Genomic DNA, 25,838 nt, shown 5'->3' on the forward strand with positions numbered 1-25,838 from the left:
TATAATACTGTGACTCTTGATAAAATATAATAAAATAAAGTGAGGCTTCAATTAGCCGGATAAATAAGAAGTCTTACATAAGGGGAATGTAGTATGAAATATAAAATTCATTGGTTGTATAAAACGAAGCGCGGATTGCAGACGGAATTAACGACAGAGTATATGAACATAGAAGAAGTACTTCAATTTGCAGAGGATTTTGAGAAAACAGGAAGAGTAAAAGAAATTTCATTTTATGATGAAATGGACGCAGAATGGTCATTAAAAGAGATGAAAAAGTTAAGTAAGCAAGTAGAGGAAGATCCCCAAGAAATACTCGTTTATTTTGATGGGGGATATGATGTGCAAACGAAAGAAGCTGGCGTTGGTATATGTGTGTATTATAAAAAAGGAAATACAAACTACCGGATTCGCCGCAATGCATATATAGAAGGTATATATGATAATAATGAAGCGGAATATGCATCGTTACTATACGGTATGAATATACTCGAGGAATTAGGGGTTAAGTATGAAGCAGTCACACTTCACGGTGATTCTCAAGTTGTACTGCAGCAATTAGCCGGAGAATGGCCTTGTTATGATGAGCATTTAAACCATTATTTAGATCAAATTGAACAAAAGGCGAAGCAAATGAAATTAAAACTTATATGTGAACCAATATCTAGAAAACAAAATAAAGAAGCACATCAATTAGCTACGCAAGCATTGGAAGGAACAGTTATTGATAGTCATAAAGAAATAACTGAATAGAGAGGTGCAAAGGTGGATAAAAAGCAACTCATTACAGAGGTAAATGACTTATTAGAAACGTATTGTGAAGGATGTTTCTTGCGAGAACATAATCGAAAGACAAATAGTAAATATTATGCCCATTCATTTTGTATACGGCAATGTACAGTTGGAGAAACATTGAAAAAGTATGGAGAACAGTTGTCATGAAAAAACATCCAGAGAAAATTCTCTGGATGTTTTTTAGTGTCTTGCTTCGTTTAGTTGATGCTCACATTTATTTAATTTCTTTTCCTCATTCATTAAAAATGGCTCATCTAAATCAGTTGCAACAGATTTCATAATTTCAAGCTGAGAGCGAGCTGCTTCTACAGCAGTAGTAGCATGCTCTAATGTATCTGGATCCATTGAAATTGTTGCTGATCCTACCATTTTTTGTGCTGTTTCTACACGGAATTTCACTTCTTCAAAATCATTTACTTCTGATCCCATTAATAATTCCTCCTTTGTATAGTGCGCATTTCACATAGTTTTTGCTCTGTAAAACGGAAATATACAAAGGAATAACAAAGGAGGTTACCAAGTAAGGCAACCTCCTGTTATATGTTGGATTAAAGTTTTACTACGTTAGCAGCTTGAGGTCCGCGGTTACCTTCAGTAATGTCGAAAGATACTTCTTGACCTTCTTCTAAAGCTTTGTAGCCGTCTCCTTGAATAGCAGAGAAATGTACGAATACATCGTCAGCGCCTTCCATTTCGATAAATCCAAAACCTTTTTCGTTGTTAAACCATTTTACTTTTCCTTGCATGTTACAATTCCTCCTAAAAGCGTTTACTATTTTCATTTAGTGAAATTCATTAAAAAAATAATATAAACTAAAAATGCTATATTCTTGAATATTCTGCTAAATGATTAATTTAAATATACACGAATTGGGAGAATTTAGTCAAGTAAGCGATTTTATTTTTTTGTATTTTTAAATAATTTTCCAGTCAAATTTTTAAATAGGTATAGGACAGGCCTTGTACGTAATATTCTTAATTGAATGCTATACATAATGAGGTGAAAGAATGAATAAGTCTTACTTATTAGATAATGAAGGAATGAGAACGAGAACCGACATACCGGATTGGGTTGCAAAAGAATTTGAGATTTTTTCAAATGTTGTGTTAGAACCAACTTTTCCATGTTATTTCGGTTTAACAGCTTTGAAAAAGAATGAACTTCGTTATTCATTTCTTTCTCATAATGATTGGAGTCATTTGCCGCATACAATGTTATCTTTTTTAGAGTTAATGAAAGAGAGACCGATTATAAGAAGGGGCTTTTTCCTTTTTGTAGAACCGGAATGTGAAGAACGATCACTCGAATATTACCGTGATTCTTTTTGGAAAGTGTTACAGTATTTACATGAAAACGATAATCAAGCATGGCCAAAGCAAATTCCTGAAGACCCAGACCATTATTTATGGGAATTTTCATTTGGTGGTGAGCCAATATTCGCATTTGGAAATGCGCCAGCTTATAAACAACGAAAAACTAGACATTTAGGGAATTCCCTCGTTATTGGGTTTCAGCCACGCACTATTTTTGATGGATTAGAGGGAGATCGTCCTAAGGGAGCATATTCAAGACAAATGGTCCGTGAGCGAGTTGAAAAGTGGGATCAATTGCCGAAACATCCTAACATTAGTCATTATGGTGACCCAGAGCATCGTGAATGGAAACAATATTTCATAGGAGACGATGTAAAGCCAATAAAAGAGAAATGTCCTTTTCTTCATAGGATAGAAAAGTAAGAGCCATCATCTAGATGGCTCTTTTGTATATTTTGGATAAAAAAGGGTATTTTATTATGAAAGCTAGTCTATTTTTTTAATTACATCATTAACTAGTAGTAAAGAGAGTAGAAAGGATAGAGCGATGATTGGAGCAATTATACAGCAAATCGTATTAGGTATATCATTAGCTGCGCCAGTAGGGCCGATTAATATTGAAATGTTAAAACGAGGAATTGAACGTGGGTTTTGGCACGCTTGGGTTGTTGGAATTGGTGGAATGACTGCAGATGTTTTATTTATGCTTCTCATTTATTTCGGTCTATCTTCTGTGTTTATGTATACATATGTACAAGCCCTCATGTATTGCACGGGTTTTTTCTTGTTATTTTATTTAGGATTTCAAAGTGTAAAACAAGGAATTTTCGACTCGAATATGGAATATAAAAAAGAAGAGGTAGGTGGCCTTAAGCAATCGTTTATGGCAGGATTTTTAATTGCGATATCCAATCCATTAAATCTTGTTTTTTGGTTTGGTATATACGGAAGTACACTTAGCTCATTACTTACGAAGGTAACGAAACAAGAAGCTTTTTTGTACAGTCTTTGCATTATTGTTGGTATTATTTTATGGAATTTAAATATTGCTTTTTCTGTACATTTTGGAAGAACTTTATTAAAACCAAAAGCGCTTGGCTACATAACGGCCGGAGCAGGTATTATTTTAGTAGGTTACTCTATACATTTTGCATACAAAGCTTTACAGTTGTTCACATAAGATTGAAGGGGAGATTTTTATGTATCGAACCACTATTGACGGAAAAGAAATTATAATTACGTTAGCGCCAAAAATCCGAAAAGAAATTACTGATAGAAATCCACTATATGAAGCGGTATTTCATAATGCTGCAAGATTGTTACAAACAAAGCAACCGACGTTTGCAGTAAATCATGAAATATTTGGGCTCATTATTGGAGAAGTGCAAAGAGGAGAAGTAACAGTGTTTGCAGTGGAACATATTATTCCGAAGCAAAATATATTTGGACCAAACAATTTTTTCTCGACAATAGAACAGCAGGCAAATTTGTAAAGTGAATAGAATAAGAATAGAAAAGAAATAGTCGTAACGATATGTTGCGGCTGTTTTTTGGGAAAAGGGGGAAACAAGATGAAGAAAGTGGGGAAAGAGTTCTTTTTACAACATGATATTGTTATTATGTATAGCATTCTATTTATTTTCATTATTATTTTAAAAATGCAATTTTTTACGTGGTTTGGCATGTTAGCATGTATGTTTGGGATTGTTTTCTATACACTTAATGAATATATGACACATCGTTTTTTATTCCATATAAAGCCACCTAAAAACACATTTCTATTAAAAATGTTAAGAAGATTGCATTATGATCACCACGTATATCCAGATGATTTAAAACTTTTGTTTTTACCTGTATGGTTTAGTATACCTAGTTTTACTATATATTTACTTATAGCATATGGTATTACAAAAAGTGTTACTATTACACTTTCATTTGGAATCGGAATGATTATTATGCTGCTCGTTTACGAATGGAAACATTATATTGCTCATAGACCGATTCGTCCCGTCACTAAGTTTGGAAGATGGCTAAAAAAACAACATATATTACACCATTATAAAAATGAAAAGTTTTGGTTTGGTGTTTCAAATCCAGTATTTGATTTTATATTTGGAACACTGAAAGACGGAAAAGATGTTGAGCTAAGCGAAACGGCTCGTAATTTAGAAAAGGAAAAAAAGACAAAAGTAGTGCGTTAAGCACTACTTTTGTCTTAATGAGGATAAATAAGTAAAGTGTCACTTTATTTTGAAAAAGTATATTAAAAATTTAGGGGAAATTGCCGAAAAATGTCTATCAAAAAATCTTTGCATGAATGCATGGATTGACTAAAATGAATATAAGTTTCTGAATATTTATAAAATTTAGTCTTTAGGTATGCAAGGGGGAAGTGTATTTCAAGTAAGAGAGGGGATCGGTTAATGAAACGAGACGATACGTCAGCACGTAAGTTGCAAAATGAGGTGAATTATACAGAGGTCGTTCAGTCGGAAGAATTTCAATTGTTATTAAATACGAAAAAGAAGTTTATCATTCCAATGAGTATTTTCTTTTTTAGTTTTTTTATCGCATTACCTATTCTAACATCGTATTCAAAGGTGCTTAATACACCTGCATTTGGAGACGTTACATGGGCGTGGGTATTTGCTTTTTCCCAATTTATCATGACATGGGCACTATGTATGATTTATAGCAAAAAAGCAGAATCATTTGATGAAATCTCCCGGAAAATTCTGCAAGATATGCAAAAAGGGAGGGGCTGAACTTGAATACTACTGCATTTGCACTATTTGTAATTATTGTTCTTGGTACGCTCGTCATAACCTATTTTGCATCGAAAAAAACGAAAAATGCGAGTGAATTTTATACGGCTGGAGGGGGATTAACTGGTTGGCAAAATGGTCTGGCCATTGCTGGAGATTACATGTCTGCTGCTTCATTTCTCGGTATAGCTGGAGCAATCGCATTAACTGGGTTTGATGGATTCTTTTATAGTATCGGTTTTTTAGTTGCTTATTTAGTTGTACTATATCTTGTTGCAGAACCGCTTAGAAATTTAGGAAAGTACACTTTGGCGGATATGATTGCAGCACGCTTTGATGCGAAAAAAGTTCGCGGAGTTGCAGCTCTTAATACGATGACGATTTCTATTTTTTATATGATTGCACAATTAGTTGGCGCGGGTGCACTTATTAAATTATTATTAGGGATTGAATATACGACATCTGTATTAATCGTTGGAACACTTATGACGGTGTATGTTATTTTTGGTGGTATGACAGCAACGAGCTGGGTACAAATTGTAAAGGCTGTATTACTTATGGCTGGTACGTTTATTATTTCTGTTATCGTTTTCGCAAAATTCAACTTCAGTGTGACTGAAATGTTCGCTCAAATGAAAACAGCTACACCTTTAAAAGATTCATTTTTAAATCCAGGTGTAAAGTATAAGGATGGTCTTGATACACTGTCTTTAAATTTAGGACTAGTACTTGGTACAGCTGGATTACCACATATACTTGTCCGCTTTTTTACAGTACGTGATGCAAAAACTGCACGTCAATCTGTCGTATATGCGACGTGGTTAATTGGTGCATTTTATATTATGACGATTTTCTTAGGATTTGGTGCGGCAGCGTTTGTAGGAAATGAAGCGATTATTAAAGCGAACCCAGCTGGTAATATGGCGGCACCTTTATTAGCCAAAGCGTTAGGTGGAGACTTCTTATTTGCTTTCGTATCAGCAATTGCTTTTGCAACGATTTTGGCTGTAGTGGCAGGTCTTGTATTAACAGCAGCATCAGCATTCGCTCATGATTTTTATAATGAGATTATTCGCAAAGGGAAATCAACGGAAAAAGAGCAAGTATCTATGGCTCGTTATGCATCTATTGGGGTAGCGATATTATCTATCATACTTGCATTATTTGCCCAAACATTAAACGTAGCATTTTTAGTATCATTAGCATTTGCAGTTGCAGCGAGTGCAAATCTACCAGTGATTTTATTTACAATATATTGGAAGCGTTTTAATACAACGGGTGCTATTTCCGGTATGATTGTAGGGCTCGTATCAGCAATTGTTCTCGTAGCGTTGAGTCCGAATGTTTGGAACCCTGTAGCTGGAAAAGCTATTTTTGTTGGGGAAGCGATATTCCCATATACGACACCAGGAATTATTTCAATTCCGCTCGGATTTCTTGCAGCATATTTAGGAACTGTTTTATCTAGTAAGAAAGAAGATGCAGTGAAATTTGATGAAATTCTTGTGAAATCTAATACTGGTCACGGTATTAGTGATGCGTCTTCACATTAAATAAAAGGGGAGCTTTTCGATAGATAAGAAAAGCTCTTTTTTCTTTTGTCATTTTCTTGTAAATATTACTGATTTGTAAGTAGGATTTGTCTTAATTTTGTGGAATGAAAATAGCAGGGAGAAATTTAAGTCATCATGGCACCAGCGCAGCTTTTGTGAAAAATAAGTTGTTATGGAAGGTGGAAGTAATGATGAAAACGAAGCAAACTGATGAATTATTAGCAAAAGATGAGCAATATGTTTGGCACGGAATGCGTCCCTTTAGTCCAAATAGTACAATGGTAGGGGCAAAAGCTGAAGGGTGCTGGGTTGAAGATATACAAGGAAAAAGATATTTAGATGGTATGAGTGGTCTTTGGTGTGTGAATAGTGGATATGGAAGAACGGAGCTCGCAGAAGCGGCTTATAAGCAATTACAAACATTATCATACTTTCCAATGTCACAATCTCATGAACCAGCTATAAAGCTTGCTGAAAAGTTAAATGAGTGGCTTGGGGGAGAGTATGTTATTTTCTTCTCAAATAGTGGTTCAGAAGCGAACGAAACAGCTTTTAAAATAGCAAGGCAATACTATGCGCAAAAAGGTGAACCACATCGTTATAAATTTATGTCACGTTATCGTGGGTATCACGGGAATACAATGGCGACAATGGCAGCGACGGGACAAGCGCAGCGTAGATATCAATATGAGCCGTTTGCTTCAGGCTTTTTACACGTAACACCACCGGATTGTTACCGTATGCCTGAAATTGAAGGGCAGCATATCTATGATGTAGAATGTGTGAAAGAAGTCGATCGTGTTATGACGTGGGAATTAAGTGAAACAATTGCTGCGTTTATTATGGAACCTATTATTACAGGCGGGGGCATATTAATGCCACCACAAGACTATATGAAAGCTGTTCATGAGACATGTCAAAAACACGGTGCCTTGCTTATAAGTGATGAAGTGATTTGCGGCTTCGGTCGTACAGGAAAAGCATTCGGATTTATGAATTATGATGTGAAGCCAGATATTATTACAATGGCAAAAGGCATTACGAGCGCATATTTACCATTATCTGCAACAGCTGTGAAAAAAGAAATATATGAGGCTTTTAAAGGTAAAGGAGAATATGAATTTTTCCGCCATATTAATACATTTGGTGGAAATCCAGCAGCTTGTGCATTAGCACTTAAAAATTTAGAGATTATGGAAAATGAAAATTTAATTGAGCGATCTGCACAAATGGGTTCCCTTTTATTAGAGCAACTAAAAGATGAAATTGGGGAACATCCGCTTGTTGGGGATATTAGAGGAAAAGGTCTATTAGTTGGAATTGAATTAGTAAATGATAAAGAGACGAAAGAGCCAATTGATAACGACAAAATCGCAAGTGTCGTAAATGCTTGTAAAGAAAAAGGGCTTATTATAGGACGAAACGGTATGACGACAGCAGGATATAATAACGTCTTAACATTAGCACCGCCGCTTATTATTTCAAGTGAAGAAATTGCCTTTGTTGTTGGAACGTTGAAGACGGCGATGGAACGTATTTAATGAATCGAGCGAGCTGTAATATACAGCTCGTTTTTGTTTATTATGTGAAATATGATAAATTTTTCAAAGGGAGGGGAATTATTATGAAGAAATATGATCCTAATCAACATTATCACATCGGATATTATGAAGACGGATATGATTTAGAAGTGACGGCGTACAAAAGAATAAATGAACCAGTTTGGGATGCTTATCTTCCGCACTATGAGGCAGACGATTTTTATAAGAAAGTGGAGGAAATGAAACTGGATGAATATATAGATGATTATGGTATTAAGGTATATTCATTTAGTAATGATATCAATGATGAAGAAGCACGAACTATTTTTGAAAAATGGTTAAAAAAGAACGAGATTGTTTAAAGATAAAACAAAAAGGAGATTGCTATCTTATAAAATAGCAATCTCCTTTTATTATAGTAAAGTTATTTACTTGCTTTCATTGCTTTATCTTTTGCACCAAACGTGTATTTTAACATTGGTGGTGTAATCATTGTAGTTAAAATAACGACAATAACGATTGCTGTAAAGTAATCTTGTGCCAATAGACCTGAAGAAAGTCCTGTTCCTGCAATGATAAGTGCAACTTCACCACGAGAAACCATTCCAGCACCGATAATTGCAGAAGACTTAGCGTCAAATCCAGTCATTCGTGCACCGAATCCACAGCCGATTAATTTCGTTAATACAGCGATAACAGTTAATGCTAAGATGAACCAAATTTGATTGCCGATACCGTCAAATGTAATATTCATACCGATACTAACGAAGAATACTGGAACGAACATAGCGTAAGCAATTGGTTCTACTTTCTTTTCTACTTCATGTTTGTAGTTTGTTTGAGAAATTGCAATACCAGCAGCAAAAGCACCGATAATACCAGCAATTCCTAATAATTCGCCAAAATATGCGAATGAGAAACAGATGATAAGAGCCGCGCTCACGATAGACTCAGATACGCGTAGTGGTGATAACCAGCGCATAATCGCAGGAACACCTTTCCATCCGATTAAAATAATAGAAGCGAAGAATACTACTTTCTTCAAGATAACCATTGTTAAGTTAACATCATCAGTACCTAAGAAGCTCATTGCAAATGCTAATAAAATAACGACAAGAATGTCATCAAATACAGCGGCTCCAAGCATCGTCGTACTTTCACGTGTTTTCATTTTACCTAAATCACGAAGTGTTTGTACGGAAATACTAACACTTGTCGCACATAGAAGTAATCCTAAGAATACAGCGTTTCCTTGTTCCATTCCCATAACAAGGCCGGAAACGTAACCACCTACGAATGGAAGAATGATACCTCCGAGTGCAACTGCTAAAGAAGAATTACGATTTGCGTTTAATTCTTCTAAGTCTGTTTCAAGTCCAGCCATAAACATTAAAAGAATAACCCCGACATTACTTAATTGAGTTAGAAGCTCTGAATTTTCAATCCAACCTAATACAGCTGGACCGATAACGATACCGACAATTAATTTACCTAGTACAGAAGGTTGACCTAATCTAACACTAAGATCACCAGCAAGCTTTGTACTTAATAAAATAAGTGCAATTTGAAAGAAAAATTCGAATTCCATCTGATCCTCTCCTCATCATTTTTAGTTTTATCATACGATTTCTCGGAATTTGCCTAATGAAAATATGTAAAACCCATTAAACAAAAGGGTCTGATTACAAGTTCTTTTGAACTCGTGATTTGAACCTGTAATTAATATATAATATATTTTGCAAAAAATCAATGAAAAAATGGGAGCTTTTTTAGAGAGAGACGGTGTTATTAGGTATATACATATAAGAATAGCGTGTGAATTTTTATATGTATGAAATAGTATGAAGTCCTTTTTCATTACAAATAATAAAGCCTACATACTATTTCACGAATTATAAATGTGAAAAGGAGGTTTTATCATTTGAATTCATTAAAAAATAACTTGTCTATTGTTGCTTTAGGTGGAGTAAATGAAATAGGAAAAAATATGTATGCTATCCAATATGAAAATGATATTGTCGTCATTGATTGTGGATCTAAATTTCCAGATGAAAGTTTATTAGGGATTGATTTAATAATTCCAGACGTCACATATTTGCAAGAAAATAAAGAAAAAATTCGCGGTTTAATAGTAACGCACGGGCATGAGGACCATATTGGCGGAATACCATATTTTTTAAAACAACTAAATGTACCAATCTATGCAACAAAGTTAACGTTAGGTTTAATTGAAATTAAATTAAAGGAACACAATCTTCAAAATGATACGGAATTAATCGTTATTCATTCAGAATCAGAAATTGATTGTGGTTCTATTAAGGCAACTTTTTTTAAAACGAACCACAGTATTCCGGATTGTCTTGGTATTGTTTTTCATACACCAGAAGGTACTGTAGTACATACAGGTGATTTTAAATTTGATTTAACACCAGTAAATAATCAACATCCTGATATTCATAAAATGGCTAAAATAGGAAGTGAAGGTGTACTAGCTTTATTATCTGAAAGCACAAATGCAGAACGCCCAGGTTTTACTCCATCAGAAAGGTCAGTAGGAGAACGGGTAGAGGAAATATTTATGAAAGCAAATAGAAAAGTAATTATTTCTACATTTGCTTCTAATGTGAATCGTGTTCAGCAAATAGTTGAAGCTTGCATAAAAACAAATCGAAAACTAGCTTTGCTAGGGAGAAGTATGGTAAATGTAGTAGAAGTTGCTCTAGAGAAAGGATATTTACATATTCCAGACGGCATGTTAATTGAAGCGAGTGAGGTAAATCGTTTAGATCCAAAGCAGGTAGCGATACTTTGTACAGGAAGTCAAGGAGAACCGATGGCAGCTTTAGCGCGTTTAGCGAGTGGAAACTATAGACAAGTTGATGTTTTACCAGAAGACACGGTTATTATAGCCGCGACTCCGATTCCAGGAAATGAACGTAACGTTTCAAGAATTATAGATAATTTATTTGCTTTAGGAGCAAAAGTAATATATGGATCAGGTAGTTCTACTGGAGTGCATGTATCCGGTCATGCATATCAAGAAGAGTTGAAGTTAATGCTTACATTAATGAAGCCAAAATATTTTATTCCAATTCATGGAGAGTTTAGAATGCTACATCACCATAGTTTGTTAGCAGAATCAATTGGTGTCGAAAAAGAAAATATCTTTATCGTTCGTAATGGAGATGTTGTAGATATTAGTAATGAAGTGGCCGTTCAATCTAGAAAAATACAGGCTGGAAATATATATGTAGATGGATTAGGAATTGGTGATGTTGGAAATGCCTTATTACGTGATCGAAAACAACTTTCAGAAGATGGAATGCTCGTAATAGTTATTACCTTTAATAAAGTGGATGGAGAAATTATTTCCGGTCCTGATATTATCTCTCGTGGATTTGTCTATGTTCGTGATTCAGAAGAATTTTTAAAGGAATTAAATAAATTAGCTGTTATTACAATTAATAATTTGAAGAAAGAGAATGTGAATAGCTGGGGTATTTTGAAAAGAGAAGTAAGAGAGGCTTTAGGGAAGTTTATATATACTAATACGAAAAGAAAACCGATGATCCTTCCTATAATAATAGAGGTTTAAGAGTTAATAAAAAGAATTCTCGTAGGGGAATTCTTTTTTGTTTTGAAGACAGAATGAACATATAATGAAATAAATAGAAATGGAAGGAAATAAAAGATGTTATTAAATAAACGTTTTACAATTGGAGAAATGGCAAAAATGCATAATATAGCGGAATCTACTTTACGCTATTATGATGAGAAGGGAATTTTTCATCCGTCCACTGTCGACCCGCAAACAAATTATCGCTATTACACAATCGATCAATTTTCACTATTAGATACGATTAAGTTTTTACGCCAATTAAACATTCCATTAAAGGAAATTAAAAAATATATTGATGAAAGAAATCCAGCATATGCACTCAATTTACTGGAAAAACAACAAGAGATGATGTTGAAAAAACAAAGAGAAATTGAGTATGCTTTGGCGAAAATGGAGCATAGAATTCATTTAATTAAGGAAGCAACAAAAGCAAAAGCTGAACAAATGGTAATAAAAGAGATTCCGCAGCGAAAAATAACAGCTATTGCGGTTGCCCCGAATACGACGGATGATATGTTTGAGTACTACATTCATTCGTTGCAAAAAAATATGAGGCAAATGGATGATAGTTTATTTTCTGGAGATATCGGTGTAACTGTTGCGAAAAAAGGATTAATGCAAAATGAGTTTCAAGCATATAGCAGTGTATTTATTCTTTTGGATTATATGCCGTATGAAGTGCATACTTCAGATGAAATTAAAGAAGGTTTATATGCTTGCTCTTATCATCATGGACCGTATGAAGAAACAGATGCAACGTACAAGGAGTTACTTACATACATTGATAAAGAAGGTTACGAAGTACATGGAGATTCGATTGAGATTGGATTGATTGATTGGTCTGTAACAGAAAATCCAGAGGAGCAAGTAACAGAAATTCAAATTCCTGTAGTGAAAAAATAAGATGAAAACCTTTGAATTGATTACAAATTTACATTCATTAGTATAAGTCAGTCACCTATTTTTTAATTCTCTATTGACCTTAAAGTTACTTGAAGGTTTAAACTAAGAAAAGAGAGTTGAAAAAAAGGAGCATATTAGAGTATGGAAGCAACAGAAAAATTAAGAGAAAAACCAATTAAAAGTTTATTTATTTCTTATTTAATACCAGCCGTCCTCGGAATGGTATTAATGTCAGTGAATATTGTAATTGATGCGGTTATGATTAGTAGAGGAGTTGGGGCGAACGGTTTAGCAGGAGTGAACGTGGCTATTCCAGCCTTTTCGATTTTCTTCTCTATTTCATTATGGATCGGAATGGGCGGGGCAACGTTATATTCCATTGCATTAGGTGAAAATAAACGAGAGAGAGCAAGGTCTATTTTTACTCAATCAATGACGGTAGCAGTTGTTATCGTAGGGATTTTAGCAGCGATTTGCTTATGGAGAATAGAAGATTTAGCATACTTATTTGGTGCAAATGAAGTAATTTTACCATATGCGTTAGACTATTTACACGTATTATTAACATTTGGAATGATATACGTTTTAGAAAATATTTTAAGTACATTTATACGAAATGATGGAAATCCTAATTTAGCAATGGCTGGTCTTGTTGTAACGGCTGTATTAAACATAGTGTTTGACTATATCTTTATTTTTATCTTTGGATGGGGCGTTACAGGTGCTGCTTCAGCGACTATTCTTTCGGCAGCGGTTGGTTTCCTTGTATTACTAACGCACTTCTTTAGAAAAAGTAGTATTTTAAAGTGGACGAAATTTCATTTTGAATGGGATACTGTCAAACAAATTATGGTGATTGGTTTCCCAAGTTTTACAGCAGAAAGTACGGTTGCAATCGTAACGATTGGTTTTAATATCGCATTTGTCCAATATGCAGGAGAAGTAGGAGTAGCTTCCTATGCGATGGTGAATAGTATTCATGCAATGACATTACTATTATTCTTTGGTGTTGGAGCAGCATTACAGCCAATTGCTAGTTTTCATTACGGGGCAAATTTATCAGAGAGACTTCGTGAAGGACTGAAGTTTGCTGTGAAAATTGCTGTTGTCCTCGGAGGCATTGCGATAATTGTCGGATTATTCTTCGGGAAATATATCATTGGTTTATTTGATGTTCAATCTCCAGAATTATTGGAGTTAACCTTAACAGGTATTAGTTTATTCTTTATCCAATACGTATTTTTAGGTTATAACATTGTGTATGGAGAGTACTTCCAATCAGTGCGACAAACGAAGAAATCAGTACTTATTATAATGAGCCGAGGATTACTATTTATTATTCCATTGTTATGGATTATGCCGAAATTATTTGGTATAAATGGAATTTGGCTCGTTATGCCAGTTGCTGAAGTAATGACAGCAATTATCGTATTTACGATGAATCGTATGAAACATCCTGTTCCATTAAATATGGCAGGAGAGAAAGAAGCGATATGATAAAAAATCCCCTTAAGCAATTAAGGGGATTTTCTTATTCCTTTAAACTAATCGCAAAAGATCCAGCCGTCTCTTGAACAGAAGCAAAGGCAACGTTTTTAATATTTGTAATTCCTTTTTCTTTTAATTCTTTATATAACCATTTTTCATCTTTATGTATTAACTTTAAGTTATCATATTGAATTTGTGAATCGACGATAAGTGCAATTGGTAATCCAGCATACTTAACATCTATGTTTAAATCTTTTGGAGTTAATGGTACAAGTTCTCTTTTTGGTAAAATACTAATAGCGCCGTTCGCTTCTAAAATAGCGTATTCAATTTCATGAACACTTGGATATCCTGCAACGCGAAGATTAGAAAGCAATTCTGCAATGGGGTATCTACTTTTTTGTAAGTTCTCAAAAATAATATCACCATGTTTAATTAAAATGATAGGGTGTCCGAGAATAAAACGATTTAGTTTGTTGAATAGGCTTAATTTTGTAAGGAGTAAATGTAAACATGTGATAACAACCATACCGAGAAATGCTTGTAAAGCACCAGAGACGGGTATGGCCTGGAAAGCTAAATAAGATAAAAAAATTATAGCCCCAAAATCATGAGGAGTTAGTTGCGCTAACGCGGATTTACCGAGTAACTTAAGCGATAGTAAAAATAAGATAAAAAAGAACGACACGTTACATAAAAAGAGAAGCAATAGAGACACTCCTTCGTGTAAAGTTGTACTTACTATTCCCGAAAGTAATATAAATATTACCTTTCAGAGGATAAATTAGGGTTTATTGGAATTTGTCTGTATACAAACAAATAAATGGATATTATCATGAAGGAAGTAAAAGAAAATAGGAGTATATGAATATGAGAAAGAAGAAAATAATGAAGGGCATTTTAGTTGTTATAATGATTTGCGCCGTGTATGCGGGGTTTTTACAATATCACATTTATAAGCATGGGCATATGAATGCAACATACGATGCTGATTACATAATTGTACTAGGATCGAAAGTAAATGGGACGAAACCATCTTATTCATTGCAATATCGTATTGATAAAGCAGCTGAATATTTAAAATCACATGAGAAAACAATCGCTATCGTATCTGGAGGACAAGGAAAAGGCGAAGACATTTCAGAAGCATTAGCAATGAAACAAGGACTAATAAAACAAAATATCGCAGAAGACCGCATTATAATGGAGGACAAATCTACGAGTACAGATGAGAATATTACATTCTCAAAACCGTTAATTCCAGCCGATATGAAAAAAGGTATGATCGTAACAAACGATTTTCACATGTTTAGAGCGAAAAAAATAGCGGCCAAACAAGGTTTACAATTAGAAGGTCTTCCGGCAAAAACACCGAAACCAATCATCGTTCCATCGAATGTACGAGAATATTTAGCAATTACACAGTATTGGTTTATGAATCGAATATAGTGAAAGTGATCCCGTCTGAAACTCAGGCGGGATTTAGTTTGAGGGAAATCTTACAAATATGTCACGTTCGTGAAAGGTAAAGCGATAGTTTCTAGAATGATTTCCTGACATAATGAAGGTAACAAAAACTATTTAGAGGTGAATCGGATGAAAGGAAATAATATTTTATCTTCGTTATGTTACTTTAGTATCTTTTTTGCACCATTTTTACTACCAATTATCGTGTACTTTGTTGCAGAAGATGAAGTGAAGTATCACGCGAAAAAAGCATTTTGGTCACATGTTTTCCCATACGCAATCTTATTTGGAGGACTAGCAGTATCAGGCATGTACGGTTTAGGTTTCAATCAATCTGACGGTGCTGGAATTGGAATGGCTATCACATATGCAGTGTTCATTCTTGTAGGGATTTACTACTTCATTTGGAATATCGTAAAAGGTATTAAAGTTTTGAAAACGGCGTAATAAGATAAGTATAATTTCATTTACCGTATTGATAAACGTTTTAAAAAGGAGCAATTCAAAAAGAATTGCTCTTTTTGTGCTTATAAGTTGTGAAAATTGAAAAAGATATGTTAATTTTTCATTATGAAGAGAAAAAAGGAGTGATTTTCATGAATGAGATCATACATAAGATGGAGCAACATGTTTCAGTTCGTAAATATAAAGAAGAATCAATTCCGAAAGATGTAGTAGAAAAGATGGTGCATGCTGCGCAACATGCAGCTTCATCACATTTTGTACAGGCGTATTCTGTTATATATGTAACAGATCAGGAATTAAAGGCTAAACTAGCAGAGCTATCCGGAAATCGCCATGTGAAGGACTGTGCAGCATTTTTTGTTTGTTGTGCAGATTTAAAACGACTTGAAATTGCATGTGAAAAACATAGTACAGAGATAAAGCATGAGGGAGTAGAAGACTTTATCGTTGCGACGGTAGATGCTTCCCTTTTTGCGCAAAACTTAGCACTAGCGGCAGAATCATTAGGATACGGTATTTGTTATATTGGTGGTATTCGTAATAATCCGAGAGAAGTGAGCGAATTGCTTCATTTACCGGATAAAGTATATCCTGTATTTGGAATGACAGTCGGTGTACCAGATGAAGAACATGGAGTTAAACCACGTTTACCAGTAGCAGCAGTTCTTCATGAAAATGGATATGATGAACAAAAATATGATGAATTACTAAACGAATATGATGAAACGATGAACGCGTATTATAAAGAAAGATCATCAAACAAGAAAAACGTAACATGGACGGAATCAATGAGTTCGTTTATGTCTAAAGAAAAAAGAATGCATATGAAAGAGTTTTTAAGTGAAAAAGGACTAAATAAAAAATGAGTGAAAAGGCAAACCTGTGATGCGGGTTTGCCTTTTTGAGAAGGAGAAATACCTAAGGCCAGAAAGTTGTTTATTCTTTCTGAACTTAGGTATTTTGTTTGTTATCATGTATATAGAAATAAAAATTAATAATTTTTTACAAAAGTGATAGAAAATGAGGATGAAATGCCAATAGTAAGTAAAAGCGGCATAATAGCCGCTTTTTATCGTTTTATTTAGTATTTGATTTGAAATATTTTCCTTATGAAAGAAAGATTATTGCTAATTGTAAACTGTCAATAAAGTTATTTAAGTTTTGATATGGAATACCCCGCCGGAAAATACAGTAATAATTTCGTTTGAACATATCTGTTATTGCACGATCTAAAGCATCCTCTATAACAAGTTCAAACTTTCAATAAGAAGATAACCCCCTGTACAACTTAAAAGAATGTACGTAAATATTTTAAAAATTCGTTGATTAAGCCATTTGAAAATAATTTGACCTATAAACAAACCTAAAAATACAATTGGAATGGCATAAAAACTTGATTCCCAAATGGTTTTGTTTGTGCCAGTAAAGAGTATTTGAGTTACTAGACTAATGAAATATATAAACAGATAAAAAGCTAATGTAGTTGCTCTTAACTTCTCTTTTTCAGTATTAGTTCCTGTAAAATAAAGTAACAGGGGTGGACCTGGCATACCGATACTTGTCGTTAAAAGACCAGATAATCCGCCAACTATGAAATCTCTAGATTGTGTTGATCTAACCTTAACGTTGCATATTAGCAACAATGTTAATAGTAAGAGTAGGATGCTAACTGCTAATTTAAAAGTGTTTATGTTAACGGAAATGAAAATTAAAATGCCAAAAGGAACACCAACTATACTTCCAAAAATAAACCTTTTCAGTAGAACAAAATCAACGTCCATTCTTATTTTCCAAATAAGTGAAATAGAGATAATTAAAGATAAAATAATGTTTATTTGTATAGCTTCTTGTGGTAGAAATAACATAAGTAAGAAAGGGGTTGCCATTATGGAAAAGCCAAAACCTGTACTTGCTTGCAGAATAGAAGCTACTAATATAATACATATGAAAATGAATGTGATACCCAAAACAGCCCTCCTATTTAATCAAGTTTAACTAGTTAAAGTCTATTATTTAAGTGCAATGTTTCACAAACTTATTTGTATTTTAACATAAATATCTAGTTTTTTCTCAAATAGTGTTGCCATATAAGGCTCTTTAATTAAAAAATCTGACTTGTATTTTTAAACAATTTTATTATGGGGAAACAAATAAGGAATGGGATCAAAATGTATTGATTATCATTAAATTATTCACTGAGATCCCCGCGATAAAACAAGAACAGCCATATAAAACTTACAAAAATACAGCATGTAGCTAATAAACAGCCAATCATTTGAGGAGAAAGAATTTCTAACAGCCCTCCTGTAAAAAACATCGATAACTGAATAAGAGATCCGTAAATGGAATAATGGAATGAAAAAACTTTACCTATCATATTTTCGTGTGTGTAAGTTTGAAGTAATGTCGTATCAAGTGGAACGATGATTCCTCCTGCTATGCGCATACAGAATAAAGTAATGATACCGATAATAAGTTGATCGGATAGAATGAATCCGAGAAAGAAAATTCCTTGTAATAAGTAGGCCCAACCGAATACTTTTTTCATTTTTTCTTTATTATGGGATATATAAAGATTAACGAGAAGGCTTCCTATCATAAGCCCAGCCCCTTGAACCGTATATAAAATCCCAATGTTCGTATGGAAAATTTTTTCGGCATAGATCGTTAGAAGTAGTTGATAAGCGCCTCCAATAATCCCCCATGAAATGCCGACAAGAATTAATGTTAAAATGATTTTTGTTTGTAATATGTATGTATAACCACCTTTTATATCAGTGAAAAATGCTTTGTTCTTGTTACCAGTATCATGAGCAGGAATACTCATGTTATAAATAAAATAGGCTGAAATAAAGTATGATAGGCTATTTACTAAAAAAGCGAACTCAATATGTAAAGATTGTGCAATTACTCCGCCCAAAGAAGCCCCCATAATAGACATAAAACCATTAATTGTACTAGAAAGAGAGTTAGCAGTTACGAAATGATTTTGGTGTACGATATTTTTTAGGGTTGCTTGTTTAGCCGGTTCAAATAAACAAGAAAGTACAGATAAACATATATTAGCAATGAAAATAATCTCAATTTTATAGCCTGCGAGTAAGTATGTAAGGACTAGAATTCCCCGTGTAATATCGGTAAAAATCATAATATTCTTTTTAGAGAAACGATCTACAATTCCGCCTATGAATGGACTAAGAAGAAGCTGTGGTAAACTTTTACTTATAAAAGTAAGTGCGATCATAAACGGCGATTCCGTTATGCTGTAGACAAATGTTAATAAAGCTACCGTATGGAACGAATCCCCAAGTACACTTAATGTTTGCCCATAAAATAGTTTATTGAAGTTTTTATTTGTTTTAAGAAGTGTGGAATAAGAAACTGACATAAATAGATTAATCTTTATGTAATGACGATGTTTGAATTTGTTCTTTCCACTCACTTAAATACACTTTTTCCGCTGTGGGAAGTCCAACAGGTAATTGTGCAATCAATTCTAAACTATTTCCATCAGGGTCGTTAAAGTATACGGCTGCATGTGCTAATTCCGGAAAAACAATCGGTTCAATTGGTTCCATTCCAAAGTCTTTTCTTGCTGAAATTCCTTTTTGATTTAGCCAATGAATCGCATTTTCTAAATCATGTAAACTTACTTGAAAGGCGATATGTCGTAAAGAGGGGTGATAATTCACTTTGTATTCTGTGCCTTCCCAAAGGCCGAGCCAACTCTCATTTTCTTTAATCCAAAAGAAAGCAATATTATCTCCTCTTTTATATAATTTTAGCCCTAGTGATTCATAAAAAGGTATTGATACTTTTAAGTTGCGGACAGGTAAATGTGCTTCGTAAAGACCTCTAATCATTGTAATCCCCCTTAGTAAAAATGTTTCTTATTCCATAGTAAACAATATGTTGCTAGTTGAAATCGCAAATAAGAGGGATATAAATTCATACGAAAGTATGAAAAAAAACAGCTCATATTTGAGCTGTTTTTCTATAGTTTTTCGTTCATTTGTTAAGGATAGGATATATTAATATCCGTATCCGCCGCCACCCCAACAGCTACATCCGATGATGATTAGAAGGATGAATAGTACGATAAGCAAAGCAAATCCACCGCCGAAACCAGCGCAACTTCCACCATAACTCATATGTTTTCCTCCTTTTTAGTAAGTTAATCTATATGGTTCATGGACTACTATATACAGTATGTTTTTTGTATAGAAAACGAGCCAGTCTCATTTATAATTAGACAAATGCCTGTAGATTCATTAGGATTGCATGTTAGTGATTTGTAAATAAACCTTTACGTAATTCATAATTTAGGCATAAAAAATAAAAAATTGTAAAAAAAACCATTTTCTTATTTTTTTATGAGAGAATATGTACTATAATTTTACAAGTAATATTATGGGAAAAGGGAGTTTTAGTATAGAGATGGAGATGGGACAATTAAAAAATAAAATAGAAAACAAAAAGAAAGAGTTAATTCAACTTGTTGCGAGACACGGATTGGATCATGATAAAGTTTTGTTATTTAGTCGTGATTTAGATATACTTATTAATAAGTTTATGAACATAAAAGACAAAGTGCATAAATAAAAAATTTATAGTTTTTTATATTAAGATGTTTCACAGAAAGGAGAGGACAGTAATTGGAACATTTACAGGAAGAATTGTATAAACAAATAAAAGAAGAAAAAGGTACAGTTACAATTTTCTTAAAGAGTGGCGTTAGAATAATAGGAGAAGTTGTTGGAGTGGATAAATTTACAGTTTTAATCTTAGTGGATGGAAAACAACAGCTTATTTATAAGCAGGCTATATCAACAATAATGAAATAAGACACTCTTGTTGAGTGTCTTATTTCATTATTGCTTGCATGCCTCAACATCAATGCCGGCAGCAATTAACTTCTTTTCTCCATCTTGTTCAATAATTTTTTGTAATTTAGATAAGAAAGAATCAAAGTTTGTATGCTTTGCTACTTGGAACGTCATTTTATGTTCAATTGGTAGCCACGTATCAATATCAGCTTCGTTATGCTGGATTTTCACCTCAAGTTTATCGAGTGCATTAGCAACTTTTGCTTCGTACGTTTCTTTCGCTTCAAACTCCATCCATAAGTCATATAATTCCTCGCCGAGAGAACCTGTTAACGTTTGTTTAATATTTAAAATAGCCTCCAGTTCATTTTTTTGTTTTTGTAGCTGTAATTCGTGACTATTCATTGTATCAAAAGCAGGAATATCACCAGCTTCGGCTTCGACTAGGTCGTGAATAATAACCATTTTAAGTAATTTCTCAATACTTACTTTTTGATCCAAATAAGGTTCAACTAAAATAGCCATTAGAGACATCCGCCATGTATGTTCCGCAACACTTTCTTGACGTCCGTTGGAAAGCCAGCTATGTCGCATTTCATATTTTAGTTTTTCTGCTAATGCAATGACTTGTAAAATGTTGTGTTCCATCGTGATCCTCCTCATTTATTCATACCATAATTCTAATATAGAAATGAAATGTGTCAATTTTATGAGTATATTGCGATAAACAGATGATAAGCGTATAATACATGTTATATGTGAAAACGTATTATTAAAATAAAAAAATGTTATATAAAAATGGAAAGGAAAGGGCAGAAATATGGGAGAGAAAAATCAAGTATTAGCTAGACCACAAAGAAGAAAAAGGAAGTTTGATATTTCTAGCCCAGTGGGCATTATAGTAGGTTTCATTATAGTGATAGCGGCAATTATGCTTGGCGGCGGTGGAATAAAAGCTTTCAAAAACTTTTTAGATGTTTCATCTATTTTAATTGTCATAGGGGGAACAACAGCGACAATTGTTGTGGCATATCGATTTGGAGAAATAAAAAAATATACGAAAAGCATTTTTACTGTTTTACATAGAAGAGAAGAAGATTTAGAACAGTTAACGGATTTGTTTGTCGATTTTTCGAAAAAGTCTAAAAAGCACGGCTTGCTTTCTTTAGAGGTAGATGGAGAGCAAGTAGACAATCCTTTTATTCAAAAAGGAATTCGATTAATGTTAAGCGGTTACGATGAAGATGAATTAAAAGAAGTGTTATTGAAAGATATTGACACGGAAGTGTATGAGTTAAGAAAAGGAGCAGCATTATTAGATAAAATTGGTGATTTTGCTCCAGCTTGGGGAATGATTGGTACGTTAATCGGTCTTATCATTATGCTCCAAAACTTACAAGATACATCGCAAATTGGTACAGGAATGGCAGTTGCGATGTTAACGACATTATATGGGTCTGTACTTGCGAATATGATTGCAATCCCTCTTGCGGAAAAAGTATATCGTGGTATTGAAGATTTATATACAGAGAAGAAGTTTGTAATAGAAGCAATTTCAGAATTGTATCGTGGACAAATCCCTTCTAAATTAAAGTTGAAACTGGATACATACGTATACGAAACAAAGGTAAAAAAGGTAAAAGGAGCAGCCTAATATTTCAAGGAGTGGTATGATGAGTAAAGGACCGCAAAAGGGATCGCCTCGTTGGATGACGACTTTTACAGATTTAACGATGTTATTATTAACTTTCTTTGTATTACTAGTTGCTACATCAAAGCAAGATGCAGTAAAATTGTCAAAGATGCTTGAAAAGTTTAGTGATACGGGGCAAGTAGATGCAAAAGTAATGGAAAATACAATACCGGATATTTCACATGAAAAAAATGATGAAAAAATGATTTCAAAAAAGAGAATGGATGAATTATATAAAAAGTTAAAAGCATATGTAGATAATAATGGTATTAGTCAAGTGAATGTATATCGAGAGGATACAGGGGTAAGCGTCGTTATAGTAGATAATTTAATATTTGATACAGGCGATGCGAACGTTAAGCCCGAAGCGAAAGGGATAATAAGTCAATTAGTTGGATTTTTTCAATCCGTACCTAACCCAATTGTTGTAGAGGGACATACAGATAGTAGACCTATTCATAACGAGAAATTCCCTTCTAATTGGGAGTTATCTTCAGCACGAGCGGCAAATATGATTCACCATTTAATTGAAGTGTATAATGTGGACGATAAAAGGCTAGCTGCGGTAGGATATGCAGACACAAAGCCAATTGTACCAAATGATTCACCGCAAAACTGGGAAAAAAACCGTCGCGTTGTTATTTATATAAAAGAGTAGTATATTATTATTTTAATAATAAAATAATAAAAACACGAAAATTCTTTTAAAAAAATATTAAATTTTATCATTTTATTTTGTATAATGAGTGAGAATGATAAGGTGAAATATTAAGATATATTTATACATAGAAGGAGAGAATTAAAAAGAATGGCACATAAAATTTTAGTAGTAGACGATGCGATGTTTATGCGAACGATGATTAAAAACTTATTAAAAAGTAATGCTGAATTTGAAGTTATTGGCGAAGCAGAGAATGGGGTAGAAGCAATTCAAAAGTATAAAGAACTTCAACCTGATATTGTAACATTAGATATTACTATGCCAGAAATGGACGGGCTTGAAGCATTAAAAGAAATTATTAAAATTGATTCAAGTGCAAAGGTTGTTATTTGTTCTGCAATGGGACAACAAGGTATGGTATTAGATGCAATTAAGGGCGGGGCAAAAGACTTTATTGTAAAGCCATTCCAAGCGGATCGTGTAATTGAAGCTTTAACAAAAGTAGCAAATAGTTAATATAGAAGGGGTGCCACAAGGAATCAAAACAGTGATAGCGGATCGACGTGTGGCCCCCTTTTTTCTCATTGTAAAACACTAAATTGTTATACATAAATGAAATGTTTGTTAGACAGGTAGGGGATAAAAATGCAAACAGATCTATTAAATATATTTTTCGAAGAGTCAGAAGAACATTTACAGTCGCTAAATGAAAATGTGCTAGTGTTAGAACAAAATCCTGCTGATATGGATGTTGTAGGAGAAATATTCCGATCCGCCCATACATTCAAAGGTATGTCTGCGAGCATGGAATTTACGGAAATGGCTGATTTAACGCATAAGATGGAAAATGTGTTAGATGAAATTCGTCATGGAAATATAGTTGTAAATGCGGATATTATTGATGTGATTTTTGAGTGCATTGATAATTTGGAGAAGATGGTTGCAGATGTGCAACAAGGTGGAATGGGCAATATTGATGTAGCCTCAACTAAACAGAAATTAGAAGCATTATTGAACGGCAATGTAGAAACTCCTACGGAACATATAGAGCAAAATCATATAGACACCGATGATGCAGTTTCGCATGAAGTGCATATAACAGTTGAACAGCAAGCAATTTTAAAAGCAGTACGTGCCATTATGTGTATTGAAGCATTGCAAAATGTAGGGAATATACAAAAAACAGCTCCGAGTATTGAAGAAATTGAAGCAGATGCTTTCGGATTTGAATTTACAGTATTTATGGATACGGATTGTAGTATAGAAGAGTTGAAACAAGTAGTACTTCATGTTTCTGAAATTGAGAAAGTGGAAGTAAAGCAAGGAGAACCGATATCGAAGGAAGTAGTTTCTAAAAAGGTCGTTACACAAGAAGTTGTGCAAGTAGAAGAAAAGCTACAACCTGCTGTGGTTACGCAAGTAAACTCACCGATAGAGGCAACGAATCAACCTTCAAGTACTATGCCAGCTAAAAGTACTACAAAAACGAAAAATGCTAAAGTGGAGAATCGTTCAATTCGTGTTCAATTAGAGAAAATCGAAAGATTAATGAATATGTTTGAAGAAAGTGTAATTGAACGTGGGCGCATTGATGAATTGGCTCAAACGATTCAAAACAAGGAGCTAATTGAACATTTAAATCGATTAGGCGATATTTCAAAAGATATTCAAAATGTACTATTAAATATGCGTATGGTGCCGATTGAAACTGTGTTCAATCGTTTCCCGCGTATGGTACGTATGTTAGCGAAAGATTTAGGGAAAAAAATCGATTTACAAATTACAGGTGAAGATACTGAAGTAGATAAAATTGTTATTGATGAAATCGGCGATCCGCTCGTTCATTTAATTCGAAATGCAATCGATCACGGTGTTGAAACTGTTGAAAAACGACGTGATGCAGGTAAAAATGAGACAGGTACGATTAAATTAGAAGCCTTTCATAGTGGAAATCATGTCGTTATTCAAATTACGGATGATGGAAACGGTATTAATAAAGGAAAAGTATTAGAAAAAGCGATTAAAAATGGCGTTGTAACTGAAGCGGATGCGAATAGATTAACAGATCGTGAAGTGTTTGATCTTATTTTCCAACCGGGATTTAGTACAGCTGAAGTTGTATCAGATCTTTCTGGACGCGGTGTCGGATTAGATGTTGTAAAACATACGATTCATAGTTTAGGTGGACATTTAATTATTGATTCTGAGGAAGGAAAGGGGAGTACATTTAGAATTGAACTTCCATTAACGTTATCTATTATTCAATCTATGCTTGTTCAAACGAATGATAAGCGTTATGCTTTACCTCTTGGAAATATCGTTGAAGCAATTCGAATTAAGAGAGAAGACATCCAATCCTTACAAGGAAAAGATGTATTAAATTATCGTAATCAAATTATTGAAGTGAAACATTTAAGTACTGTATTTGGTGAAAAAACAGTAGATGAGGCGTTTGCGTCATATGATGGTCAAATGGTTCCTGTGTTAATTGTTCGTAACACACATCGCAGCTATGGACTTATTGTAAACACAATTATCGGTCAAAGAGAAATAGTCTTAAAGTCATTAGGTGACTTCTTTGCAGAGAGTTCTAACTATTTCTCTGGTGCGACGATTCTCGGTGATGGACGAGTGGTCCTCATTTTAAACCCAGAAGGTTTATAATAGGAATGAAGGAAAGCTCCCCACTTGTATACAATTGGGGAGCTTTTTGGCTAATCGTTACGAATCTAATAATGGGATACATAC

At 33.9% G+C, this 25,838-nt stretch carries 31 protein-coding genes; 22 read left to right on the forward strand and 9 right to left on the reverse strand.

The features are described 5' to 3' along the window. Positions 1-93: 93 nt before the first annotated feature. Entirely contained in the window at positions 94-753 is a 660-nt protein-coding gene (locus EBQ15_RS15825) for a ribonuclease H family protein (protein ID WP_000875555.1), read from the forward strand. 12 nt (positions 754-765) lie between these two features. Next, positions 766-942 (forward strand): zinc-finger domain-containing protein, encoded by a 177-nt coding sequence (locus EBQ15_RS15830; protein ID WP_000358801.1) that lies wholly within the window; start codon positions 766-768, stop codon positions 940-942. Between the two features lie 33 nt (positions 943-975). Here EBQ15_RS15830 and EBQ15_RS15835 read toward each other — a convergent pair whose 3' ends face one another. Both EBQ15_RS15835 and cspB read right to left on the reverse strand, forming a co-directional pair. Further along, complete coding sequence (locus tag EBQ15_RS15835; RefSeq protein ID WP_000534392.1) at positions 976-1,224, reverse strand: DUF2564 family protein; 249 nt, start codon at positions 1,222-1,224, stop codon at positions 976-978. A gap of 119 nt (positions 1,225-1,343) precedes the next feature. Further along, a complete protein-coding gene (gene cspB, locus EBQ15_RS15840) occupies positions 1,344-1,541 on the reverse strand; it encodes a cold shock-like protein CspB (protein WP_001161731.1) in 198 nt (65 codons plus the stop codon). Between the two features lie 262 nt (positions 1,542-1,803). Between cspB and EBQ15_RS15845 the strand changes: the two genes are divergently transcribed. The 8 genes from EBQ15_RS15845 (at position 1,804) to EBQ15_RS15880 (ending at position 8,330) form a co-directional block, all read left to right on the forward strand. Next, positions 1,804-2,532 carry a YqcI/YcgG family protein gene (locus tag EBQ15_RS15845; RefSeq protein WP_001043765.1) on the forward strand — a complete coding sequence of 243 codons (729 nt, stop codon included), beginning with the start codon at positions 1,804-1,806 and terminating at the stop codon, positions 2,530-2,532. A gap of 124 nt (positions 2,533-2,656) precedes the next feature. After that, the gene (locus tag EBQ15_RS15850; protein WP_000578570.1) at positions 2,657-3,289 is read left to right on the forward strand and encodes a LysE family transporter; all 633 of its coding nucleotides are present in this window, start codon (positions 2,657-2,659) and stop codon (positions 3,287-3,289) included. Between the two features lie 19 nt (positions 3,290-3,308). After that, positions 3,309-3,602 carry a hypothetical protein gene (locus EBQ15_RS15855; protein ID WP_000286361.1) on the forward strand — a complete coding sequence of 98 codons (294 nt, stop codon included), beginning with the start codon at positions 3,309-3,311 and terminating at the stop codon, positions 3,600-3,602. Between the two features lie 78 nt (positions 3,603-3,680). Next, the gene (locus EBQ15_RS15860) at positions 3,681-4,310 is read left to right on the forward strand and encodes a sterol desaturase family protein (protein WP_000755397.1); all 630 of its coding nucleotides are present in this window, start codon (positions 3,681-3,683) and stop codon (positions 4,308-4,310) included. A gap of 222 nt (positions 4,311-4,532) precedes the next feature. After that, a complete protein-coding gene (locus EBQ15_RS15865) occupies positions 4,533-4,874 on the forward strand; it encodes a DUF485 domain-containing protein (RefSeq protein ID WP_000817366.1) in 342 nt (113 codons plus the stop codon). Between the two features lie 2 nt (positions 4,875-4,876). After that, positions 4,877-6,427, forward strand: a complete 1,551-nt coding sequence (locus tag EBQ15_RS15870) for a solute symporter family protein (protein WP_001098256.1) — start codon at positions 4,877-4,879, stop codon at positions 6,425-6,427. Positions 6,428-6,618: 191 nt separating this feature from the next. Next, positions 6,619-7,968 (forward strand): aspartate aminotransferase family protein, encoded by a 1,350-nt coding sequence (locus EBQ15_RS15875; RefSeq protein WP_000850983.1) that lies wholly within the window; start codon positions 6,619-6,621, stop codon positions 7,966-7,968. Next, positions 7,968-8,330, forward strand: a complete 363-nt coding sequence (locus EBQ15_RS15880; protein ID WP_001999498.1) for a DUF3986 family protein — start codon at positions 7,968-7,970, stop codon at positions 8,328-8,330. Before EBQ15_RS15875 ends, EBQ15_RS15880 begins: the two co-directional genes overlap by 1 nt. Before the next feature lie 62 nt (positions 8,331-8,392). Here EBQ15_RS15880 and EBQ15_RS15885 read toward each other — a convergent pair whose 3' ends face one another. Then, a complete protein-coding gene (locus EBQ15_RS15885; protein ID WP_000393901.1) occupies positions 8,393-9,556 on the reverse strand; it encodes a cation:proton antiporter in 1,164 nt (387 codons plus the stop codon). 333 nt (positions 9,557-9,889) lie between these two features. Here EBQ15_RS15885 and EBQ15_RS15890 point away from each other — a divergent pair, with 333 nt between their 5' ends. The 3 genes from EBQ15_RS15890 (at position 9,890) to EBQ15_RS15900 (ending at position 13,987) form a co-directional block, all read left to right on the forward strand. Next, positions 9,890-11,563: a ribonuclease J gene (locus EBQ15_RS15890; protein WP_001086699.1), complete on the forward strand. Its 1,674-nt coding sequence runs from the start codon at positions 9,890-9,892 to the stop codon at positions 11,561-11,563. Positions 11,564-11,659: 96 nt separating this feature from the next. After that, positions 11,660-12,490 (forward strand): MerR family transcriptional regulator, encoded by an 831-nt coding sequence (locus EBQ15_RS15895; RefSeq protein WP_000925951.1) that lies wholly within the window; start codon positions 11,660-11,662, stop codon positions 12,488-12,490. Positions 12,491-12,631: 141 nt separating this feature from the next. Beyond that, positions 12,632-13,987 (forward strand): MATE family efflux transporter, encoded by a 1,356-nt coding sequence (locus EBQ15_RS15900; protein ID WP_000388393.1) that lies wholly within the window; start codon positions 12,632-12,634, stop codon positions 13,985-13,987. 34 nt (positions 13,988-14,021) lie between these two features. Here EBQ15_RS15900 and EBQ15_RS15905 read toward each other — a convergent pair whose 3' ends face one another. After that, entirely contained in the window at positions 14,022-14,687 is a 666-nt protein-coding gene (locus EBQ15_RS15905; protein ID WP_000923921.1) for a DUF421 domain-containing protein, read from the reverse strand. Positions 14,688-14,848: 161 nt separating this feature from the next. On the opposite strand from EBQ15_RS15905, the gene EBQ15_RS15910 reads away from it, so the two are divergent. The 3 genes from EBQ15_RS15910 to nfsA all read left to right on the forward strand — a co-directional run bounded on the left by EBQ15_RS15910 (position 14,849) and on the right by nfsA (position 16,776). Beyond that, positions 14,849-15,427 carry a YdcF family protein gene (locus EBQ15_RS15910; protein ID WP_001227677.1) on the forward strand — a complete coding sequence of 193 codons (579 nt, stop codon included), beginning with the start codon at positions 14,849-14,851 and terminating at the stop codon, positions 15,425-15,427. Between the two features lie 147 nt (positions 15,428-15,574). Next, positions 15,575-15,892, forward strand: coding sequence for a magnetosome magnetite crystal formation protein family (locus EBQ15_RS15915; RefSeq protein WP_000678055.1), 318 nt, complete (start codon positions 15,575-15,577; stop codon positions 15,890-15,892). Positions 15,893-16,041: 149 nt separating this feature from the next. Beyond that, on the forward strand, positions 16,042-16,776 hold the full coding sequence (gene nfsA, locus EBQ15_RS15920; protein WP_001002392.1) for an oxygen-insensitive NADPH nitroreductase: 735 nt from the start codon (positions 16,042-16,044) through the stop codon (positions 16,774-16,776). Between the two features lie 375 nt (positions 16,777-17,151). Here the strand turns inward: nfsA and EBQ15_RS15925 are convergent, their stop codons facing one another. The 4 genes from EBQ15_RS15925 to EBQ15_RS15940 all read right to left on the reverse strand — a co-directional run bounded on the left by EBQ15_RS15925 (position 17,152) and on the right by EBQ15_RS15940 (position 20,061). Then, positions 17,152-17,877 (reverse strand): sulfite exporter TauE/SafE family protein, encoded by a 726-nt coding sequence (locus EBQ15_RS15925; protein WP_000513085.1) that lies wholly within the window; start codon positions 17,875-17,877, stop codon positions 17,152-17,154. A 221-nt stretch (positions 17,878-18,098) separates the two neighbouring features. Beyond that, positions 18,099-19,298 (reverse strand): MFS transporter, encoded by a 1,200-nt coding sequence (locus tag EBQ15_RS15930; RefSeq protein WP_000117052.1) that lies wholly within the window; start codon positions 19,296-19,298, stop codon positions 18,099-18,101. 7 nt (positions 19,299-19,305) lie between these two features. Continuing rightward, positions 19,306-19,773, reverse strand: coding sequence for a VOC family protein (locus EBQ15_RS15935; RefSeq protein ID WP_000617953.1), 468 nt, complete (start codon positions 19,771-19,773; stop codon positions 19,306-19,308). A 168-nt stretch (positions 19,774-19,941) separates the two neighbouring features. Continuing rightward, complete coding sequence (locus EBQ15_RS15940) at positions 19,942-20,061, reverse strand: YjcZ family sporulation protein (RefSeq protein ID WP_000120179.1); 120 nt, start codon at positions 20,059-20,061, stop codon at positions 19,942-19,944. Positions 20,062-20,293: 232 nt separating this feature from the next. Here EBQ15_RS15940 and EBQ15_RS15945 point away from each other — a divergent pair, with 232 nt between their 5' ends. After that, the gene (locus EBQ15_RS15945) at positions 20,294-20,512 is read left to right on the forward strand and encodes an aspartyl-phosphate phosphatase Spo0E family protein (RefSeq protein ID WP_000291688.1); all 219 of its coding nucleotides are present in this window, start codon (positions 20,294-20,296) and stop codon (positions 20,510-20,512) included. A gap of 53 nt (positions 20,513-20,565) precedes the next feature. After that, positions 20,566-20,754: an RNA chaperone Hfq gene (hfq, locus tag EBQ15_RS15950; RefSeq protein ID WP_000400664.1), complete on the forward strand. Its 189-nt coding sequence runs from the start codon at positions 20,566-20,568 to the stop codon at positions 20,752-20,754. A gap of 27 nt (positions 20,755-20,781) precedes the next feature. Here the strand turns inward: hfq and EBQ15_RS15955 are convergent, their stop codons facing one another. Next, complete coding sequence (locus EBQ15_RS15955; protein ID WP_000400780.1) at positions 20,782-21,384, reverse strand: HD domain-containing protein; 603 nt, start codon at positions 21,382-21,384, stop codon at positions 20,782-20,784. Between the two features lie 172 nt (positions 21,385-21,556). Here EBQ15_RS15955 and EBQ15_RS15960 point away from each other — a divergent pair, with 172 nt between their 5' ends. The 4 genes from EBQ15_RS15960 to EBQ15_RS15975 all read left to right on the forward strand — a co-directional run bounded on the left by EBQ15_RS15960 (position 21,557) and on the right by EBQ15_RS15975 (position 25,754). Next, positions 21,557-22,390 carry a flagellar motor protein MotP gene (locus EBQ15_RS15960; protein WP_000504190.1) on the forward strand — a complete coding sequence of 278 codons (834 nt, stop codon included), beginning with the start codon at positions 21,557-21,559 and terminating at the stop codon, positions 22,388-22,390. Positions 22,391-22,409: 19 nt separating this feature from the next. Then, on the forward strand, positions 22,410-23,087 hold the full coding sequence (locus tag EBQ15_RS15965) for an OmpA family protein (RefSeq protein WP_000033627.1): 678 nt from the start codon (positions 22,410-22,412) through the stop codon (positions 23,085-23,087). 150 nt (positions 23,088-23,237) lie between these two features. Next, positions 23,238-23,606, forward strand: coding sequence for a response regulator (locus tag EBQ15_RS15970; RefSeq protein ID WP_000940568.1), 369 nt, complete (start codon positions 23,238-23,240; stop codon positions 23,604-23,606). Between the two features lie 129 nt (positions 23,607-23,735). Next, positions 23,736-25,754, forward strand: coding sequence for a chemotaxis protein CheA (locus tag EBQ15_RS15975; protein WP_001192614.1), 2,019 nt, complete (start codon positions 23,736-23,738; stop codon positions 25,752-25,754). Positions 25,755-25,838 lie beyond the last annotated feature (84 nt).

Origin of the sequence: Bacillus sp. 2D03, assembly GCF_003946765.1 — a bacterium.
Classification (GTDB): Bacteria; Bacillota; Bacilli; order Bacillales; family Bacillaceae_G; genus Bacillus_A; species Bacillus_A cereus.